Here is a 20,406-nt window from a genome sequence, read left to right on the forward strand (position 1 = left end):
ATTGATGACAGCAGTTTCTAGAAGACGAGGTACATTAAGACAAATAATTGCTCATGAAGGCGCAAACTGGGCAGGTAACAAATTCAAAGAATTTCAAACTAATAGAACAATCAAGATAATCGCACAAAAAAGCCGACCAACCACTCTATCTACAAATAGAGGTACGACACAAACAATTCTAGAATCATCAATCATATCTGAGACTAAAATTTCTCAGGTATACATTGCCATAAATAGAGGCACAAAACGCAGACTTTTGAAGCTATAATGAAACTCCAAAAAATGCCATTTAGTCTAAGTAAATCTAAGATTCGAGTAGCAAAAATAGGCATGGCTGCCGTAGGAATTGCGTTTCTTAGTTTGTATTTAGTTGCAGATTATATCTAAAAATTATCTTCGTATAGAATTGTAGGATTATCAAGTTGTTTTTGCATTGATGGAAGTTGTTTCATAATACAATAGTTAACAAAATCTGCAAAGGATTTGATTCTGTAATCAGTTTCTAAAATTTCAGCATTATTATCATACATTTCTTCTAATTTGTATAGAGTGCGTTTTTGGAGAGGGACCAGTCTGTTTCGTTTTGTAACAAATCTTCGTGGAGATTTAGAATGTTCAATCTCCATGTCTGCTTGACCTTCAAGAGTAGAGCCATCAACCATTTCATTCATGTCAAAAACAAAGATTTTTTGAGGCATGTTTGGAGGAAGTCCAGAAAGTTTTGATATCATCTCAAGCACAGCACGAGCATCTTTATCCTGCATAGCAAGTTCGATCTTTGCAAGCATTGTAGAACGTACACCAGTTCCACCTGCACGAGAACCAGTAGATTTTGTAATGAATTTACTATCTTCTAAATTTCGTTTATCAATAATTTCTATTCCTAATACATCTAATTCTGTACGAATCATAGGATAGTTTTTTCTGTTGATAATAGCCTCAATCTTCTTCATATTTTTTATCGAAAAAATCTATTATTATACTGTTACAGTTATTCCAAATTTATGCATTCAATGTATATCAAATGATTATCATTGTATACCATTTTGAGTCACAGTTTAATCAAAATGCATGTGTAGTATCCGTTATGAGAAATACATCAAGTAAAACAATGCAATTTGAGGTTTGAAGAGGAAATGAACTATAAAACAATATTACAAATGTTAGAAGAAATCAAAGTAATGTTTCCTGAAGATTATAAAAAAATTCTCAGAGATTTAGAATTGAATAAGAAATCTGACTAATTTGCTTGTATTTTATCCAAAATAGTCAAAATAAAAAGAATAGTTTAGAGTTGATCTCCTGCAAGAAACCAGTTCTCTTTTGGGTTTTCATCAAAGACTACAATCACATGTTCTTTCTTTGTTTTTAGGATTTCAACTGCAGAATCAGTGACAGCCTTTGCAAATTCCTGCTTTTGTTCTTCAGAACGTCCAGGATATAGTGATACGTGTACGTATGGCATAATTGTAATTATAACTATGATAATTTAATTGATTGAATTATCTAAAATCATCTCTATATCCATACCTAGAGCCATAGGTATAATCAGATCTGTTTGTTTTCTTGTAGAAATATCCAACACCCAATCCTAAAAAGAAACCACCGATGTGTGCCAAAAATGCTACACCGCCACCTGCAACACCAAAACCTCCTATGAAAAATGGTAATAGATTTTGAAAGATTAACCAGAACGGTAAGAAGAATTTTGCAGGAATGTGCATCATACGCCAGAAAAATCCTAACATGACAAACGTCATGACCTTAGCTCGTGGGAACATTACTAGGTAAGCGCCTAAGATTCCAGCAATCGCACCAGATGCACCAACTGCAGGAATTCCACTTCCTGCATCACCATAGATGTGAATTAAACCTGCACCAACACCCCACATTAAATAAATTCCAATGTACTTTACTCTACCAAATTTTGCTTCAATGTTATCACCAAAGATCCACAAGAACAGCATGTTACCTCCAAGATGCATTATACCTCCATGCATGAACGTTGAAGTAATCAAAGTCAGTTCGGGTATGGCAGGACAGTTAACGATTCCCATTCCTGTGTTTACACCATCAATCTGACCTGTAACGCATCCAGGAACTGCACCCCATGTTAGAAACATGTTCATTGCTTCACGATTTGAAAACTCAATGAACTGACCAGTTATTGCAACCTCAATTCCAAATACTATCACATTCATAATGATTAGTGCAATTGTTAGTTTTGGTTTGAATCCTGGTGGATGTGGATTTTCATCTCTTAATGGAAGCATGAATCAATCAAAGTTTGTTTGGTTTGTATAAGAATTTTCAGGTAGATCTAAACTGAGATAATTCCTTCTTTAACTAAAAATTGAATTCCAGATGCAAAGGTATTGTCATCAATTTGACCGTCTGCCCACCATGCAGCGTTATTTCTAACCCAATCAGGAATGGTTGCATTATCATTTTGTGCACCACTAGATGTGGTTGGTACTGAAATAATTCCTTCTTTTATCATAAATTCAATTCCAGAAGCAAAGGTATTGTCATCAATTTCACCATTTGACCACCACTTTGCATTGTTCTTTACCCAATTAGGAATGTTAACAGATTGTTCTGCAGATGGAATTGGATTAAATGAGCTTGTAGTAGATACGCCTACTTCAAACATTTGAGATGATTGGAAAAATTCATCATAGTTAGAAAATCCCTCACCAGTTAGTACTAAATTCAAAGTGTACATTCCATCATCAGGAATGGTTATGAAATGAGTGGCAATTCCCTCTACTGATTTTGTACCTACAAACTCTTCAGGAGTATCACCTGTAACTAAATTGAATTGTTCACCTTGTGGACTAACTAAACCAAATGCATAGATTACATCTTTTACTATACCGCCATTGTTATCAAAGAATGAAAACTCAAATGGAATTTCATCTCCTGCACCATATGCAGAGTCCCAAGCAATGAGTGCCTTGTATCCATTATCAAATGGCATATCAAACGAATTTTTCTCAACAGTTCCTTCTGGAACTAGTTCAAAGCTCATTGTTTTAGATGAATAGTGAGATTCTCCTAAGAGTTCATTAATTCTTTGTAATTCAGTTCCTGTAACTAAAAAGTGAACAATGTTTTCAGTCTCAGATGAATATGGATCCATTACTAGAACTCTTTGATCAACTTCTACACCATCTACATAACCCTTGAATGATGTTTCAGGATTGTATGGGTCAAATGATTTTGGAACACGAATTTCTTCATGAACCATTTGAACTAGTTCAATATATTCAGGATCCCAATCAAATGGCATGTCAAATGAAATGGCATTATTACCTTGATTATATGTGAAATTTTCTACATCATCATAGTATGTTTTTACTGTAACAGGAACTTCTGCAGCTTCTGCAGTTTTAATGAAAAAGCTTTGATCTTGTGCAACACTAACAAATGTATCAAAGTTTAGTGGTTGTGCAACTAATGAACGAGGACTGGTAGCACCTTCAATTGAGACTTTAACATTATACAATCCGCCTTTTTCAAAGATTGGTCCATCAATGAGTGGTCGTCCCTCACCTCGTGCAAACAATCCACCTGCGGTTCCATGTACCTCACCATAATATTCGGTACACTTCCAAGGCTTTTCTTCATAGCAATCTGCTTTTGGTCGAACCTCAACGTTTAGTGTTCCATCATCATCATAGAAATAATTTCTAGCTAAAAGATCACCGCTTCGCCAGACCTCAACACGATAAGTAACCTGGTTTAAGTTTTCATCAGTTAACATATCAAAGAAACGAATTGAAATGTTTGCTGAATCAACTTCACCTGCAGTCATATCAGCAGGATCTAGTTGTGTGAAAATTGTAACTTCCATACCTTCAAAACTAATTGGAGGAGCAGCGTCACCACCTAAACCATGACCAAAAGCACTTTCACTTAGAAATGGTAAGGTCACACAGACAGCTGCAATAATTAAGAAACTTTTGTAGTACAATTACCATTTTTTCCCATAAATCACCTATTAATGATTCGATGGATTTCCATAGTTATTACAAGATCATTTTTATTATATTCAGATGAATTTTCACTATGAAATACCTTCTTGGGCTAATGTTACTTCCGTTATTGCTAAGTCCAGCCTTTGCAGAAAGTCCAGAAGATTATGAACAGGTGTTACCATCAGAAAATGGAACATTAGACATTGGATTAACAGTTGATCCACCAGCAAAAGTAAATGAAGTTTCTAAATTACACATTGGATGGATAAAACCAGGATTCAACAAAATTCAAGAGCACATAGATTATAGAATTACAGTTATCAAAGATGGCCAAAATATCTTTGGTCCAATTCCTCTAACACATACATCTGTAGGCACAGTAAAAATTCCTGTAGAATTTACATCAAACGGCGAACACCAAATTAAAGTAGAGATGGAGGGAATTTTGTTCCAGCCAATTCCATTAGAAATAACATATTTTACAATTAATGTAGGAGAAGGGCAAACATCACAGCCATCACAAGAAAATAACAATGAAGGTGGCGGTTGTCTAATTGCAACTGCAGCATTTGGTTCTGAAATGGCACCACAAGTTCAATTCTTGAGAGAAATTCGAGATAACACTGTAATGAACACACAATCAGGTACAACATTCATGACAGGATTCAACCAATTTTACTATTCATTCTCGCCATATGTAGCAGACTATGAAAGAGAAAACCCAGTCTTCAAAGAAGTAGTCAAGGTAACACTAACACCAATGCTAACATCACTAACACTACTCAACTATGTACAAGTTGATACTGAAGAAGAAATGCTAGGTTATGGTATTGGAATTATTCTTCTAAACATTGGAATGTACTTTGTAGCACCAGCTGCTGCAATTATTGCAATAAAGAACAGACTTAGAAAATAAAATTATTTTTTCTTTGCAAGAGATATTGCACCTAGAACAATTCCTGCAATACCTAACCCAATAGCTCCGATTATCATTCCGCTCATTCCATTATCATCTTCAGGTTCTTCTTTTAACTCATTAATTGTTTCTTGTAATTCTCTAATATCACCACGTAAATCATTTACTTCACGTTCAAAGTCACCGGATTCAACAACAGATGACTCAACTGGAGGAAATTGTAAAACTTCTTGTTCCTGTACCTTTAGTGGATGTAATGCTAGATTCACATTTTGTTCGTTAATTTTTCCAAGAAAATTTAGTTGTGACCAACCAGAAAATGTAGGAGTGATTGCTGACTCGTATTTTCCTGGAATATCAGTTGGTTGTAATGGAAGAGTGATGAATTTTTCTTCAACAACTAGTTTTATTTTCAAAGTTTTTTTCAAGCCTTCTATTCCTTTATCAGGATTAAATGGTTGGTCTGCAGCTTCTTTGGTTTTATCCATTACACTGACATAAACAATAATTGCATTTGATTCACCAGTTACAATTGGTTTGTTTTTCCAGTCAATTTCAATTCTGTAATCTCCAACAGAATCTGATTGGTGAGCAAAAGCAGAATTAAGCATTAATGGTGAGATCAAAAATAAAGCGATTAGGTATGTTTTTTTCATATTTTATGAGAATAATGGTTTGAATAAAAGTCAAAGTAGTACAATTTTCTATCATTTAGGCTCAAAATTGGAGATCATTTTTATTATCAAAGTTCAAAATTTACCTAATGAATAACAAGACTGTAAGTTCCTTATTCGTTCTTTTTGCAATTGTTTCAATCGGAATGACTGCAGCACCTGGTGCATTTGCTGAACACAGCATGAATGCAACAGTAGAGAACGCAATGGGTTCTTCAACACCGGGATGTGAACCAGATTGTTTCATCCCAGCAACAGTTACTATTGGTGTTGGTGGAATGGTCACATTCGCTAACAATGATTCAGCAGCACATACCTCTACAGCTGGTACTCCAGCTGATGGACCAAGTGGTGTATGGGACAGTTCATTAGTTATGATGGGCGCAGCATACACAACTCCAGCACTAGAGGCAGGTGAATATCCTTACTTCTGTATGGTACATCCATGGATGGAAGGATTAGTAATTGTTGAAGAAGAAAGTCACGATGATCACGGTCATGATGAAACAAAAGAAGATCATGATGACCATGGAGACATGGAAATGAAAATGCAAACATTAACTGCAGCAGATATCGCAATTGATATCGCAGATGGTGCAAAAGCAGGTGAAAGAGTATCAATTGATGTCACAATTGGCGGTGAACACGTTAACTATGACATTGTTGCAACTCATGGTGGTGAAACAATCCTAAGTGAGAGTAATGTTCACTCACATACAGGAGAAGGTAACCACGTTACATCAGCACTCGCAGCAGATGCATCTGATGATTTGCCAATTGACGTCACTGTAACATTCCAAGGATTTGGTATACCAGGTGAAGAATTCACTGGCCCAATTGGATTAACCAGTAATGCTCAAGCAGTTCCAGAGTTTGGTACAATAGCAGCATTGATTCTTGTAGTAGCAATTGGTTCAATAATTGCAGTATCTGCAAAATCAAGACTTAGCTTTATGCCAAAAATCTAGAAAGACTTTTTTTCTCTTTTTCTTTTTATTTTCTTCGAAGCATTGCTATAATTGCTAGAATAACACCAGCAGCACCTAATGACAAACCAAATACAGCAAAGTTGTAAGCGTTTTGAATGTCAACCCCACCTGCGGTAAGACTTACGTCACCAACATTTGATTTGATGTTAGAGACATCTTTTTGTAATGATGATAATGCATTTTTCACTGCGCCAATTTCACCTGCAGAAGATGAACCACTAACTGGTGGAAATGCAATAATTGATTGACTTTCAACATCTTCAATAGGAATCACAACATCAACGGGCAAACCATTTAGTTCACCAACCAATTTTACAGACATTGAACCTGTTTTAGTTGGGAATATTTTTGCATAGTAATGACCAGGGCGAGGATCAGAATTAATATCCAATTCTTTAGTTGCACCACCTGCCATCAAAGTTGCAGTCATGCTTTTGAAAGCGCTATTCACTCCAATTCGTAATCCTTCTTTTTCACCAGATTCTGCTACCTCAATTACAATTTTGTTAGGCAAATTAACAACTGGAGGTTCATCACCCCAGCCTGCTTCAATTTCATATTGTTCAAGGTAGATAGTCGTGTGTCCATATGCTGAAGACATACCAAAGCCAGAAATTAAAAGAACACTAAGAAAGAGAAAAGATTTTTTCAACAAATATCATTTTCTTCATTACATTATTATCTTTACTAAGATAGTACAATTTTCAGAGAGCATTTCTTTAAATTATAAGTAAACAAAATTGATACAATTGAAAAAAATTTGGATTTTACCTGTGCTAGTATTCTTTTTAGGATTCCCTTTAGCTAGCGCACACCCATTTTTGTTAGATTCCGAACCAGGACAAGGTCAAAATGCACCAGCAGGAACTACACAAATAATTACAAATTATTCTGAAGCAGTTGAGATTGGTTTTTCTGAATTAAGGGTATATGATGCAAATGGAAATCAAATTGACAACAAAGATACAGCGTACAATGGTGGAGAAACATCACTAATAGTTACTACACCACCACTTGAAGATGGAGTTTATACAATTACTAGTAAAGTTCTATCAAAAATCGATGGTCATCTAGTACAAGCAGCCATAGTGTTTGGAGTTGGAGATGTAAAAATTGATTCATCATTATTAGAAAAACAAGAAAATTCAGAAACGACATTCATTCCAGAATCAATTGCAAGATTTCCGGGATTAGTTGGTCAGACAATAGTTCTAGGAGGAGTAATAGTTTCAATTACAATTTGGTCATCACAACAAACTAGATTTAGAGAAGTTTTTGCTGACATTAATGAACAATTTAAGATAAAATTCTCAAAGATTATTGGAATTGGAGTAATTGCAACTTTTGCATCAAATTTCATAATGCTAGGAGTTCAGACATGGAGATTAGAAACGTCTCCATTAGATGTTATCGGAACAACATTTGGAACAACCTGGCTAATTCGAATGATCATAACAATAATCATAATTGGACTTTGGTTCTGGATGGAAAAGAAAAATGAAATTACAATTAAAGGACAAATTCCATTATTAATTGCATCATTAATTTTGATTGCAACTACGACAATGATGGGGCACGGCGCATCAACTGAATTAGAAGCTCCGTGGATTTTAGATTATTCACATAATTTGTTATCTTCCATATGGATTGGAGGAGTAATATTTTTTGCATTTGTTGCATTACCAACTATCACAAAGACAGAGAATTCAATAAAAGAGAAAATTACACTAAGTTTGATTCCAAGATTTTCAGGGTTATTCATTATCGCAATTGGAATTTTAATCATAACAGGTCCAACTTTACTATGGTTCTTAGATGATAATGTAGCATCACTTACTGATTCTACGTATGGAAAATTGATTTTAATAAAAATCGCAATTGCTGCTGCAATGATTGGATTTGGAGGAATGTATCAAATTAAATTCCTAAAAAATATGAGCGATCTTGAAAAACTAAACATTTCAAGAAAAATTAGTAAACCACTAAAATTTGAAGCTGGATTAGGAATTGCGTTACTTGCAGTTGTTGCACTTTTGGTAAATTCTTCGCTTCCAGCAGGAGAAATTCAATCAGCAGATGCTATACAAGGAACATTTGGTTATGAATCAGTATTATTTTCTGAAAACGCAAAATTTGATGTCAAAGTATTGCCAGCAGGAATTGGATCAAATACAATTTCAGTTATAGTTACATCATATGATGACAAACCACTTGTAGATATTTCTGGGCTGAAGATTAAGGTTTCAAATCCACAGAAAAATATTTCACCTATAGAAGCTGAAGTTACAGAAAATGTACAAGATTCAGTTACGAAATATTCTGCAGATGCTACATTTGGATTTGTTGGAAACTGGCAGATTGAATTAGAAGCTCAAAGAGCAGAGAATTCAAATGAAAATGCAATATTTAGTCTTCAGATAAAACCATCACTCAATGATATAAGAACTGAAATTACTGAATATGATTTCCCAGCAGAAGAAACAGCACCATTATTCCCTGTTTATGATGGAGAAAACATTTGGATTTCTGATGCACAAAAGCCAAGGTTATGGAAATTTTCAATAGAAGATGAACAGTTTACTCCTTACACATTTGATGGACTAACAACAATCTTCATGGACATTGGTAAAGACGGAAAGATTTGGTTTACAGACACACCTAATTCAAAAATCGGAAGCTTTGATCCTAAAACAGAAAAATTTGAAACAATTCAATTACCACAATTCAACTTGGCTATCAAAAAATCACTTCCAACATCTGTAGGAGTTGACAACGAAAATGATGTTTGGGTAGCAGTAATTGATCAATCATTACTTTTAGAGTATAATCAATCCACAAAAAAATTCAAAATAGTTAATACAATTACGCCTGAAGCAGGGCCAACTGCTATTGAAATTGACGATGCAAACAACGTATGGTTTGCAGAATCTCTAGTAGGTAAATTAGGTAAAATTGATGGAGAAACAAAAGAGTTGACAGAATTTACTCCTCAAGGAGAACCAATGGCAGAGCCATTTGCGTTAATGATTGACAAAGAAGAAAATGTCTGGATTGCAGAGCACATTGGTCCTGCAATAACAAAATTCAATCCAATTTTAGAAGACTTTAAGCAAATAAAAATTTCAAATCCAGATTCATTACCATTTGGAATGGCTTTTGACAAATATGACAACATGTGGGTTGCACAACACGTCATAGATAGTTTGGTAGTATATGATCAAAGTAGTGGTCAAATAATTGAAATTGCCATACCAACTGAAGGTTCATTCACGCAATTTGTAATTGCAGATGATAATGGAGATATTTGGTTTGTAGAACAACGTGGAGGAAAACTTGGTAAAGTTTCAATCAGCGCAGTACCAAGTCAAATAGGAACAGTTCAAGAAGTAAAATCTCAAGACATAATGTATGTGGAATTAGTAGCACCAATTATTGCAGCAGGAATTATTGCTACAGCATTATTTTATGTTAAAAGTGTAAAAGATAAGAGAAGAATTGACGATTTAATTTCCACTAAGTAAAATAAGAGTAAGAATAGTTTTACAATATGAAGATCATAATTGGAATACTGTTAGTATTTTTTGTAACATTCTCAATTGGAACAGCATTTGGTCATGGAGCAGGTATTGAGGCATCACCATTAATTTTTACAAATGATAGAGAAGTAAAAGTTACAGTAGAATTACTTCCAGCAGATTTTTACAAATCAGATCAAAAAATGATTAAGATTGATGCATATGATCATACAAATCGAGAAACCATTACAAATGCTAGTTTTAAGGTTCAAATTTTTAATGACAATCAGTTATTGCTAGATGAGTGGTTTTACACACAAGATGGAAACTTGATTTTAGAAGTCGATCCTGATGTAATTGTCACTAACAGAAATACTATTGAAATTTCTGGAGAGAAGAATAGTTTTGGTTTGTGGGAGAAAACAGATACAACACCATTAATCGTAACTGGACCAATTTTTGATGAGGGCGGAATATACACCTTCAAAATTAATCTAGATGCTCAAGATGAAGTGGGAATAATTAGTGATGTAGAGTTTGAGGTTCAAGTCAGCGTAACTAATGTAAAGTATTATCAAGAAAAGGTAGGAGAAAAAGATGCAGAATTTCGAGTGAAATCCTACTATGATAAAGTTAGCAATTTTGAGTATGATTCAAAAGAAAATGTTGCAAAAATTAGTTTTCCATTTGATTTTTCTGAGACAAATATTTCACATACAAATGTAATACATACAGAAATAATGTTTGCAAAAAATACACTTGAATTTCTTTCACCAAATTATTCTGGCACTGGTAATGGCATAGAGTTATTCAAATCATCGATATTCATTGATGATTATTCTGAAGAAGATAATCGCATAGTTCACTTTGTATTACTGCCAGATCATGTAAGACATATCAAAAATCAAATGAAAAAAATGGGTGAAGAAATGCCAAATTCAATTGATTTAGTTCTCAACAAAGGAAAAGAAATAGAATTTCCATTACGAACTCTAACACTTAGTGAAGAATATCAAGTTGATTTATCATGGGATCCTAAAGTTATAGTTCCTGGAGAAAAAGTCAAGTTCATTTACACATTTAGAGATACGACAGACTTGGGTCCAATTAGAGATTCTGATTACACATTTACAATATTACAAGATGGTAAAACAATTTTTTCTGAAGACAGATTTGCAAAAATTGGCGCAGACTTTACAGACTTTACATTTACAGAAGAACAAACAGGTCTTACGATTGCCAGATTTTCAAATATTTCAGGAAGTGGGCAACAAACAGAATTTGCATTTGTAGTAGGTGGACAAACTGAAACAAAAACATCATCAGTTCCAGAGTGGGTTAAAAACAATGCTGGATGGTGGGCTGATGGTCAGATACCAGACTCTGCATTCATTGATGGAATTGAATATTTGATCAAAGACGGAATTATTGTTGTTTCAAATGCAAAACAAAGTGAATCACAAGCACAAGGAATTCCAGAATGGATAAAAAATAACGCTGAATGGTGGGCTGATGGACGAATACCAGACTCTGCATTCATTGATGGAATTGAATATTTGATCAAAGACGGAATTATAAAAATAAGTTAAAAAAATTCTGGTTATTCAAAAGCTGAAACAAAACTAGATTGTTCAACCTTTGTTTCTTTGCACTTGCATTGATTTGAGTCTTCACCGCACTCAAAGCAAACTAGGAGATTTCCTCCCTTACAGTCGTATAGTGACATTTCCATATCTTATTGCAAAGTTTGTATTTAATGATAATTGGGTATATAGATCAAGTATGACTATTGTTTTCTTATTGTAAAAGTAGGCTCAAAATTGCTGCACGTGTGAATTTTCCATATTCAGCTTGCTGGAAGTATTTTGCTTGTTTTGAAGAATCAACATCAGTTGAAATTTCATCAATTCTTGGAAGAGGATGTAACAGTATTGAATCGTCTTTCATTTTATTTACAACATCTTGACCTATCACATAACTGCCCTTTACTTTGACATATTCTTCTTCATCAGGGAATCTTTCTTTTTGAATTCTTGTTACATACAAAACATCCAAGTCCTCTATGTACTCATCTAGATTTTCAGATTCAGTATATGATAGATTTTCTTTTAGATTGTATGTAGAATCACTTCTAATTTTTAGTGATTCTGGAGATATCAGATGAACATTAACATCATAATTGCTTAGACCATACAATAAAGAGTAAACCGTTCGTCCATATTTGAGATCACCAACAATTCCAATATTTTTTCCATCAATCTTGCCTAGCTCTTTTTTTATTGTATACAAATCCTGAATCGCTTGTGTAGGATGTTCTTCAGTTCCACTACCTGCATTGATAATAGGTTTTGAAGATACCTCTGCTGCAAATTTACTGGAGCCGTCTAGAGAATGACGTAAAACAATTGCATCAGTATATCCAGACATTATTCTTACAGTGTCAGCTAGACTTTCACCCTTTTGAACAGAAGAAGATGTTGCATCAGCAATTCCAAATGAGGTACCACCAAGTAGAGCCATTGCTGATTGAAAACTAAGTCTAGTTCTAGTACTTGGTTCAAAGAATAGATAACCTAGAGTTTTCCCTCTAGCTATTTCACGTCTCTCTTCTGCCTTCATTTCGATAATTTCGTTTGTTTTAGAGTAGATTTCTTCTAGATTATCCTTTGATAAATCACGTATAGATATGATATCATTTTGGGAAAAATTCTTCATTCTTTGAATCATATATAGTGGCAGATATACAAACTATTCTATGGAACAATCTGATCTGTTAGTCAGGCGTATTAAAGACGGAACAGTAATTGATCATATTAACGAAGGAAAGGGCCTCAATGTTTTAGAAGCACTAGAAATTGATGGCAGTAGTGGAAACGTCATTACCATCGCTTTGAATATGCCTAGCGGTAAATTAAAGAAAAAAGACATGATAAAGGTAGAAGGTAGGTTTCTAGAAGGGGATGATACAAACAGGTTAGCAGTGATTGCCCCATCATCTACGGTGAATATAATCAAAGATTACAAACTTGTAGAAAAAAGAAGAGTTTCACTACCAAATCAGATTGAAGATATTTTTCGATGCTCAAACCCAGACTGCATTACAAACAGTCAAGAGCACATAGAGTCCATAATGGAAGTCATTGACAAGGATAATCTTGTTCTAAAGTGTAGATATTGTGGACGGATTTTAGATGTAAATGATCTAGTAATCCAAAAGAAAAATTAAAAAATTTTAAAAAAATTATTTTTGATTATTGTCCTAAGATAATGAACATCATGACGATACCGTAGATAGCAATTGATTCTACCATTCCGATGAAGATGAACACTTTAGATTGTAATGCTGGGTTTTCAGTAATTACTGCTAAACCTGCAGAACCGACATAACCTAAACCAATTCCTGCACCCATTGCTGCAAGACCAAATGCAAGACCTGCACCGATTAGTTTTGAACCGTCACCACTACCAGAAGAAGCGTCTTCTTCAGCAGCATGTGCAACGCCGGTTAGTCCTGTAAATGAAACTGCGATGACTGCAAGTAAGAATATTGAGAGTGGTCTCATTTTCAATTTTTGAATTTTAGTGACCATATTTAAACCAACACCCAATTTTATTAGATCTTATCCAAAGTTTTCTTTTTTGCGGATTGAAGTTTATCTTTGATCGATTTTGAAGAAGTCTCATACTCACTGTCTAAAGTTTTCTTAGAATTTTCAAGTAATCTTTTAATTTCATCTTTTGCCATTTTACTGTCTTTTCTCCATGGAAGCTTTCACTTTTTTTAACCTTGCGAATTCCTCTCTTTCTCTTTCTTCAAGGGTAGCAAGAATAAAGCGAACTCTTTGTTTGTATTGAGGAATAATCACATTTTCTAATGCATTTAGAAGTTTTTGTGTCTTTTCAAGTGCTTTTGCAAGACTAAAGATAGAGTTTTCATACTCAGCAGCCTTGCAGATTTTTGGAAGTAAATCTTTGATTAGTTTTGCACCACGATCAATTGATGCATTAGTATCTGCAAATCCATATGGAATTGATTTTGTGTCTTTTTCAGTAACGCTCAGGACAGGTATGGTTACGTCTACTACACGTTTTACATCTGATTCTACCTCCATTACAGCAGGTGTGGATTGTGCTACAGAATCGACTGTTCCTACACCTAGAGATAGATATGATTCGTTAACTGATTGGTAGATATCTTGTAAAGGTTCCCAGATTCCACCTCTGGTTTTTTGTGCTTCGGCAATCATCTCTTCAATATTTTTTAGTAAAACTTTACGTTTATCATCTAAAATTTTCTGTACCATAGTTGCAACTTGACTAGAACGTTTGTACTTGAATAGCTCAATCTTTGTTGCTGTTACGTTTTGCCCAAATGACATTAGAATTATTCCTTATAGTATTGGTCTACGTATTTGTCTTTGACTTTGGTTAATTCATTCTTTGGAAGTTTTGAGACACAATTCCATTGTAGTCCCAGAGTTTCCTCAATTGTTCTGTTTTCATCTATTGCTTGTGTCAAGAATTTCTTTTCAAATTCATCACCAAAGTTCATGTAATTAAGATCAACTGGTGTAAGTCCTGCTTTTCCTACAATTCCTGCTAGTGCCCTAACTTCTTGAGCACGAGAATATGCATCATAATTTTGATTTGAAATTTCTTGATGATCAGCACGTGTACTTCCTTCACCGATTCCGTCTTTCATGATTCTACTAAGACTCATCAAGATGTTGATTGGAGGATAAACACCTTGTCTGAACAAATCTCTTCCAAGTACCAATTGTCCTTCAGTAATGTAACCGGTAAGGTCTGGAATTGGGTGAGTAATATCATCAGATGGCATTGTTAAGATAGGTACTTGTGTAACACTTCCTTTTTTGCCTCTTAATCTTCCTGCTCTTTCATAAATTGTTGAAAGGTCAGTGTAAAGATATCCAGGATAGCCTTTTCTTCCAGGTACTTCTTCTCTTGCTGCACTGATTTCACGAAGTGCTTCAGCATAGTTTGTCATATCAGTAAGAATGACGAGTACGTGCATTCCTAAATCATATGCAAGATATTCTGCAACAGTTAATGCTACTCTAGGCGTGATAATTCTCTCAATTGCAGGATCGTCTGCAAGATTCAAAAATAGTACACTTCTTTTTAGTGCACCAGATTCTTCTAAACTTCTTTTGAAATATTCTGCTTCACTGTATTGCACACCAATTGCTGCAAATACTACAGCAAAACTATCATCTGTTCCAATGATTGCTGCTTGACGTGCAATTTGTGCTGCTAAGATGTTGTGTGACATACCAGAGCCAGAAAATATTGGAAGTTTTTGTCCTCTTACAAGAGTAAGCATTCCATCAATAACAGAAACTCCAGTTTGAATGAAATCTTTTGGATATTCTCTTTGTTCTGGATTCATTGGTGCGCCGTTAATATCTAAAAATGATTCTGCAACTGGTTCTGGTAAGCCATCTTTTGCTCTTCCTAAACCATCAAAAACTCTACCAAGTACTTGGTCCGATACAGGCATTTCCATAACTTTTCCAACAAATTTTGCATTTGTTCCAGCTACAGAAAGACCTGTTGTTCCTTCAAAGACCTGAACAACTGCTTTGCCGTTTCCAACCTCTAAGACTTTACCTAGACGTCTTTCACCTTCAGTTGTTTCAATTTCTACAAGCTCGTCAAATGCTGCATTGTCTACACCATCAACAATTACAAGTGGTCCTTTAATCTCAGCAATCTTGCTGTATTGAACTCCGCCTTGATTACTCAATTTTGAACTTTAACTCCTGTAATACTTTTGAATTGTTCTGCCATATCAGTTTCGATTTTATCTAATTTTGGCATCTCGTCGTCTTTAACATCCATTCTTGCTTTGAGTAATAGTGAGATTACATCCATAGAACGAATGTCAGCTAGTGATGCACCATCTTTGAGTGCTTGTTGACCTTTGTTGTAAAAGTCAACTTGTAATTTCATTAATTTGAATTGTTTTTCAGGGCTACAATATGTGTCAACATCATCAAATGAGTTTTGTTGTAATATTCCAATCTTAATCATTCTTGCAACTTCTAGGATTAATTTTTCTTCATCAGGAAGTGCTTCAGGTCCTAGTAGTTTTACAATTTCTTTTAGTGTATCTTCTCTCTGTAAGATTCCGTATGTTTCACTTCTAAGGCTTAGCCAGTCTTGACTAATGTTTTCAGACCACCATTTTGCGATATCTGCAAGGTAGCCAGAATAGGAGTTCATCCAGTTGATTGATGGATAATGTCTTGAATATGCTAAACTTGCATCTAAAGCCCAGAAAGTTTTGATAAATCTCATTGTATGTGTTGTAACAGGTTCTGTAAAGTCACCACCAGATGGAGATACTGCACCTACTAGAGATACAGAGCCGTCTCTTTCAGGAGAACCTTTTGCTCGAACACGTCCTGCTCTTTCATAAAATTCTGCTAATCTTGATGCTAGATATGATGGATAACCTTCTTCTGCAGGCATCTCTTCTAATCTTCCGGACATTTCACGAAGTGCTTCAGCCCATCTACTTGTAGAATCTGCAACAAGTACAACGTCATAACCCATGTCACGATAATATTCTGCAATTGTTACACCAGTGTAGATACTTGCTTCTCTTGCTGCTACAGGCATGTTACTTGTATTTGCAACAAGTACAGTTCTGTCCATGAGTGGTTTTCCTGTTCTTGGATCTTTTAATTCTGGGAACTCGACAAGTACCTCAGTCATTTCGTTACCTCTTTCACCACATCCAATGTAGACTACAACTTGAGAGTCAGCCCATTTTGCAATTTGATGTAGTGTTACAGTTTTACCAGTACCGAATGCACCTGGGATTGAACCAGTACCACCTTTTGCTAATGGGAAAAATGTGTCAATAACTCTTTGACCAGTAAGTAATGGTACAGTTGGATCGTATCTTTTGAGATATGGTCTTGGTTGTCTAACAGGCCATTTGTGATACATTTTCAATGGGAATGATTGACCATCTTTTTCAACAGTTGCAATTTCAGTTTCTAATGCATAGTCACCTTCTGCAACAATGTTTGTGATTTTTCCACCTTTGTGATCTGGTGGGACTAGAATTTTATGTTCAATTAATGATGTTTCTGGAACAGTTCCAATGATGTTTCCTGCCTCTACTTCATCACCAACTGCTACAGATGGTGAGAAATGATATTGTTTTTCCATATCAACAGGAGTGGTAGTAATACCTCTTCCAATAAATGAGCCTGATTTTGCAGCCAAATCCTTTAGCGGTCTTTGAATTCCGTCATAAATTTGACCAATAATTCCCGGTCCTAGTAATACACTAAGGGGGTTACCGGTACCAACTACAGGTTCGCCTGGTTTAAGACCAGAGGTTGATTCGTAAACTTGAATGAATGCTACGTCTCCAGTAAGACGAATAACTTCACCGATTAATTTTGATTCTCCGACAGATACAGTTTCATACATTTTTGCATCGGCCATACCATCAGCTTTGACGGCAGGTCCACTAATCCAAACAATTTTTCCTTGTGCTACCATATCAATTACCTAGGTTAAATTGAGCTGCGATGTCTTTTCTAATTAAAGGTTTCAATAATTCAATTCTTGCATCTATGGTATTATCAAAGCTCATTGATCCATCTTTGGATGTAACTTTTACTCCACCCATACAATCAATTAGATCGCTTGAGAGTTCTGCGCCAGACATACTTGATACAGCAGATTGAACTAAATCTTTGTCTTTAGAATTTGTGTAAACTATAACATCACTAGTGTTTAGTGCCGAAGTTGCTTCGGTTAGTAATTTTGTAATTAAACTAGAATATTCAGAATTTCTTTCCATATTTGCGATTTTTTCTTTTGCTTTTTCTAAGACTTTTTCAGCAGATTCTTGTACAACTAAAAGAGACTTGTTTCTGGCCTCTAGATCGGCACTTCCAACTATCTGTTTTTCAATTTTATCTGCTTCTTTTTTTCCATCAGCAATTATTTTTTCATATTCCTCTTCTAGCATAGGTAAGGAATCAGAGAGTGTTTTTTGTGCATCTGTAAGAGAATTTTTCAGACTTTGTGAAAATTCCGCAGAATTTCGGTCTAAAACCTGATCGATTGTAGATTCTAATGCGGAATTAGATGACAATGAATGCCGTTTTAAAGAATGGGATTTTAATGTTGGGGTTTTGGAAAGATATTAAACACACACGTTTCACATCTGGATATCTTGGTAGTGGCAGATCTAAAAATTGGGACAGTTATTTTGCCCAGATCCGAAACACCGGAGATCGTTTCTAGATTAACAGAATTTGAATGGTTTCATAAAATAGACTCTACATCTGAGACTGTAACTCCTGAAGTTGATGATATCTTACTAAAAGCCCAACAGACATTTCAGGAAATTGACGAAGTCATCAAAGGACTAGAAATTCCTAGAGAGGTAGGAATGCTTGAGATTTTGTTCAAGGGAACTGTATTCAAAAAACAGAATCAAGAATTAGACGAATTAGAAAAGATGGTTGATGAGATTGCAAAAAAGGCACCTGGAATAATCGACGCCCCTGCAAAATTACTCAAACAGCAAGAAGAGTACAAAAAAGAGATTTCGGATTATACGACACTAAAAGAGACTTTAGAGGTAGTAAAGAAACTCAATATCGATCTTACAGGATTTGGACTAATGAAGCAATTTTACACAAACTTGTTCATTGTTCAAACAAAAGATATTGATGAAATTAAAAAAACATTAGACGATGCTACATTCAATCAATATCCTCTAAATACAAAAGAAGAATCTGCATTGATGATTATTGCAGATGTTGCAAACTTGGAGAAAATTCTCAAAGTCATGCGCAGTTTTAATGCAAACCCATTTTCTATTCCAGAAAATGTGGAACAAGTTCCAACAAAAGCATATGCAACTGCTGAATTAAAAATAAAAGAGTTTGAAGAAAAACACAAGAAAGTAACAAAAGAAATTGCAAAAATGATAGCAAAGATTAGACAAGACATACTAACCTTACATGAAAGAGCTTCAGTTGCAAAAGATGTTTTAGAGCTATTAAGAAAACCTGGTGGAACCAAAAACTTTGCAGTAGTTCAAGGATATATTCCTAAAAAAATGGAGAAAAAATTCAAAGAGACTACAGGTAAATGGATGTCAGTTGTTGAAGATGTATCAGATCCTGAACTATCTAAAAAGAGACCTACTCTATTTGATAACAAAATTTTTGTTAGAACATTCGAGGTAATTACACAAAGTCAGGGAATTCCAAAGAAAGGAGAAGCAGATCCAACACCAATGATTGCATTGATGTGGCCAATCTTCTATGGATTGATGTTTGCAGATGTAGGTCACGGATTATTACTAATGGGATTAGGATTAGTTTTCAAACTAAAAGGACAAGGAAATCTTTCAAGATGGGGAATGCTAATTGCAATTTCCGGTGCCGCTGCTGCAATAGCGGGAGTGGGAACTGGAGAAGCGTTTGGATTCCACATAAACTACTTCGATCCATGGAAAGGATTGTTAGAAGAGGGCGGCGCATTGCACTCTGTTTCATGGCTAGTTGGCGTGATTAGTGTAGCAGAACTAAACTTTGAACAAGTAATTATGATTCTAAAAGTTTCATTATTTTTGGGAATAATTCACATCGTTTGGGCATTTATTTTACACATCAGAAAACTTGCAAAAGATGGTCACAAAACAACAATGTTTACAGAAGCAATTCCTAATGTTACACTTTACGGCGGCATTGTAGTAATCATGATGTGTGCAATTGGTTCAGGTTATGATGTAATGAACATGTATTCAAAAATACACACAGAACCAGTTCCATGGGTTACAGTTTTCCTAGGTGATTGGGCTCAAGTTTGGATTATTACTAGAATTGCAGGAATTATTGTAATTGCATCAATTGTAGTAATGATGATTGGAGGACTAAAACATATCAAGGCACATCCAGAAGAAGGTGGAAGTCCCGCAAATGTCTTCATGGAAGTTTTACTTGGAAAAAGTGTAGAATGTCTTGCACATACAATTAGTTATGCTAGACTTGGAATTATGTTGCTTGTGCATGCGGCGCTATTATTGACAGTTAACAATTCTTATGCATCACTAGGCGGTATGGAATCACCAGGTGCACTAGCACTACTCATTGGTGGAAACATCGGAATTATGATGATTGAAGGATTAATCGTATACATCCAGTCACTAAGACTTCACTTGTACGAATTTTTCACAAAATGGTATGATGGTGGAGCACAACCATTCAAACAAGTTGTTCCAGAAATGTTCTACAATCAATTCAAGTGGAACAAAAAATAACCAGTATA

The 20,406-nt window shown here is 35.0% G+C and carries 20 protein-coding genes; 7 read left to right on the plus strand and 13 right to left on the minus strand.

Annotated elements, in window-relative coordinates; genetic code table 11:
* Nucleotide 1 precedes the first annotated feature (1 nt).
* The gene (locus tag T478_RS06635) at nucleotides 2-268 is read left to right on the plus strand and encodes a hypothetical protein (protein ID WP_146150874.1); all 267 of its coding nucleotides are present in this window, start codon (nucleotides 2-4) and stop codon (nucleotides 266-268) included.
* Nucleotides 269-383: 115 nt separating this feature from the next.
* On the opposite strand, the gene T478_RS06640 is transcribed toward T478_RS06635, so the two are convergent.
* From T478_RS06640 to T478_RS06655, 4 genes are all read right to left on the minus strand, one after another.
* Nucleotides 384-953 (minus strand): hypothetical protein, encoded by a 570-nt coding sequence (locus T478_RS06640; protein ID WP_048106275.1) that lies wholly within the window; start codon nucleotides 951-953, stop codon nucleotides 384-386.
* Nucleotides 954-1,288: 335 nt separating this feature from the next.
* Nucleotides 1,289-1,465: a tautomerase family protein gene (locus T478_RS06645; protein WP_048106278.1), complete on the minus strand. Its 177-nt coding sequence runs from the start codon at nucleotides 1,463-1,465 to the stop codon at nucleotides 1,289-1,291.
* 37 nt (nucleotides 1,466-1,502) lie between these two features.
* Nucleotides 1,503-2,273 (minus strand): rhomboid family intramembrane serine protease, encoded by a 771-nt coding sequence (locus tag T478_RS06650; RefSeq protein WP_048106280.1) that lies wholly within the window; start codon nucleotides 2,271-2,273, stop codon nucleotides 1,503-1,505.
* Between the two features lie 47 nt (nucleotides 2,274-2,320).
* The gene (locus T478_RS06655) at nucleotides 2,321-3,937 is read right to left on the minus strand and encodes a peptidase (protein WP_238573583.1); all 1,617 of its coding nucleotides are present in this window, start codon (nucleotides 3,935-3,937) and stop codon (nucleotides 2,321-2,323) included.
* Between the two features lie 134 nt (nucleotides 3,938-4,071).
* Here T478_RS06655 and T478_RS06660 point away from each other — a divergent pair, with 134 nt between their 5' ends.
* On the plus strand, nucleotides 4,072-4,896 hold the full coding sequence (locus T478_RS06660; RefSeq protein WP_048106284.1) for a CFI-box-CTERM domain-containing protein: 825 nt from the start codon (nucleotides 4,072-4,074) through the stop codon (nucleotides 4,894-4,896).
* A 2-nt stretch (nucleotides 4,897-4,898) separates the two neighbouring features.
* Here T478_RS06660 and T478_RS06665 read toward each other — a convergent pair whose 3' ends face one another.
* Nucleotides 4,899-5,552: a hypothetical protein gene (locus tag T478_RS06665; RefSeq protein ID WP_048106285.1), complete on the minus strand. Its 654-nt coding sequence runs from the start codon at nucleotides 5,550-5,552 to the stop codon at nucleotides 4,899-4,901.
* A 107-nt stretch (nucleotides 5,553-5,659) separates the two neighbouring features.
* Between T478_RS06665 and T478_RS06670 the strand changes: the two genes are divergently transcribed.
* On the plus strand, nucleotides 5,660-6,538 hold the full coding sequence (locus T478_RS06670) for a PEFG-CTERM sorting domain-containing protein (RefSeq protein ID WP_048106291.1): 879 nt from the start codon (nucleotides 5,660-5,662) through the stop codon (nucleotides 6,536-6,538).
* Nucleotides 6,539-6,563: 25 nt separating this feature from the next.
* Here the strand turns inward: T478_RS06670 and T478_RS06675 are convergent, their stop codons facing one another.
* Nucleotides 6,564-7,160 carry a hypothetical protein gene (locus tag T478_RS06675; protein WP_048107064.1) on the minus strand — a complete coding sequence of 199 codons (597 nt, stop codon included), beginning with the start codon at nucleotides 7,158-7,160 and terminating at the stop codon, nucleotides 6,564-6,566.
* 148 nt (nucleotides 7,161-7,308) lie between these two features.
* Between T478_RS06675 and T478_RS06680 the strand changes: the two genes are divergently transcribed.
* Together T478_RS06680 and T478_RS06685 are read left to right on the plus strand one after the other, a co-directional pair.
* Nucleotides 7,309-10,080 (plus strand): copper resistance CopC/CopD family protein, encoded by a 2,772-nt coding sequence (locus T478_RS06680; RefSeq protein WP_048106293.1) that lies wholly within the window; start codon nucleotides 7,309-7,311, stop codon nucleotides 10,078-10,080.
* Between the two features lie 26 nt (nucleotides 10,081-10,106).
* Nucleotides 10,107-11,663, plus strand: coding sequence for a hypothetical protein (locus tag T478_RS06685; protein WP_052433929.1), 1,557 nt, complete (start codon nucleotides 10,107-10,109; stop codon nucleotides 11,661-11,663).
* A gap of 208 nt (nucleotides 11,664-11,871) precedes the next feature.
* Here the strand turns inward: T478_RS06685 and pyrB are convergent, their stop codons facing one another.
* Complete coding sequence (gene pyrB / locus T478_RS06690; RefSeq protein WP_048107068.1) at nucleotides 11,872-12,789, minus strand: aspartate carbamoyltransferase; 918 nt, start codon at nucleotides 12,787-12,789, stop codon at nucleotides 11,872-11,874.
* A gap of 40 nt (nucleotides 12,790-12,829) precedes the next feature.
* Between pyrB and pyrI the strand changes: the two genes are divergently transcribed.
* Nucleotides 12,830-13,300 carry an aspartate carbamoyltransferase regulatory subunit gene (gene pyrI / locus T478_RS06695; protein ID WP_048106295.1) on the plus strand — a complete coding sequence of 157 codons (471 nt, stop codon included), beginning with the start codon at nucleotides 12,830-12,832 and terminating at the stop codon, nucleotides 13,298-13,300.
* A gap of 25 nt (nucleotides 13,301-13,325) precedes the next feature.
* On the opposite strand, the gene T478_RS06700 is transcribed toward pyrI, so the two are convergent.
* From T478_RS06700 to T478_RS06720, 6 genes are all read right to left on the minus strand, one after another.
* Nucleotides 13,326-13,622, minus strand: a complete 297-nt coding sequence (locus T478_RS06700) for an ATP synthase subunit C (RefSeq protein ID WP_048107070.1) — start codon at nucleotides 13,620-13,622, stop codon at nucleotides 13,326-13,328.
* A gap of 65 nt (nucleotides 13,623-13,687) precedes the next feature.
* On the minus strand, nucleotides 13,688-13,819 hold the full coding sequence (locus T478_RS07885) for a hypothetical protein (RefSeq protein ID WP_256378795.1): 132 nt from the start codon (nucleotides 13,817-13,819) through the stop codon (nucleotides 13,688-13,690).
* A gap of 1 nt (nucleotide 13,820) precedes the next feature.
* The gene (locus tag T478_RS06705) at nucleotides 13,821-14,453 is read right to left on the minus strand and encodes a V-type ATP synthase subunit D (RefSeq protein WP_048106297.1); all 633 of its coding nucleotides are present in this window, start codon (nucleotides 14,451-14,453) and stop codon (nucleotides 13,821-13,823) included.
* A gap of 5 nt (nucleotides 14,454-14,458) precedes the next feature.
* Nucleotides 14,459-15,841, minus strand: coding sequence for a V-type ATP synthase subunit B (locus tag T478_RS06710; protein ID WP_048106304.1), 1,383 nt, complete (start codon nucleotides 15,839-15,841; stop codon nucleotides 14,459-14,461).
* Complete coding sequence (locus tag T478_RS06715) at nucleotides 15,838-17,616, minus strand: V-type ATP synthase subunit A (RefSeq protein WP_048106306.1); 1,779 nt, start codon at nucleotides 17,614-17,616, stop codon at nucleotides 15,838-15,840. Before T478_RS06715 ends, T478_RS06710 begins: the two co-directional genes overlap by 4 nt.
* A 1-nt stretch (nucleotide 17,617) precedes the next feature.
* Nucleotides 17,618-18,217, minus strand: coding sequence for a V-type ATP synthase subunit E (locus tag T478_RS06720; RefSeq protein WP_048106309.1), 600 nt, complete (start codon nucleotides 18,215-18,217; stop codon nucleotides 17,618-17,620).
* An 81-nt stretch (nucleotides 18,218-18,298) separates the two neighbouring features.
* On the opposite strand from T478_RS06720, the gene T478_RS06725 reads away from it, so the two are divergent.
* A complete protein-coding gene (locus T478_RS06725; protein WP_048106311.1) occupies nucleotides 18,299-20,398 on the plus strand; it encodes a V-type ATP synthase subunit I in 2,100 nt (699 codons plus the stop codon).
* The last annotated feature ends 8 nt before the right edge of the window (nucleotides 20,399-20,406 follow it).

Origin of the sequence: Candidatus Nitrosopelagicus brevis, from assembly GCF_000812185.1 — an archaeon.
GTDB classification, from domain to species: domain Archaea; phylum Thermoproteota; class Nitrososphaeria; order Nitrososphaerales; family Nitrosopumilaceae; genus Nitrosopelagicus; species Nitrosopelagicus brevis.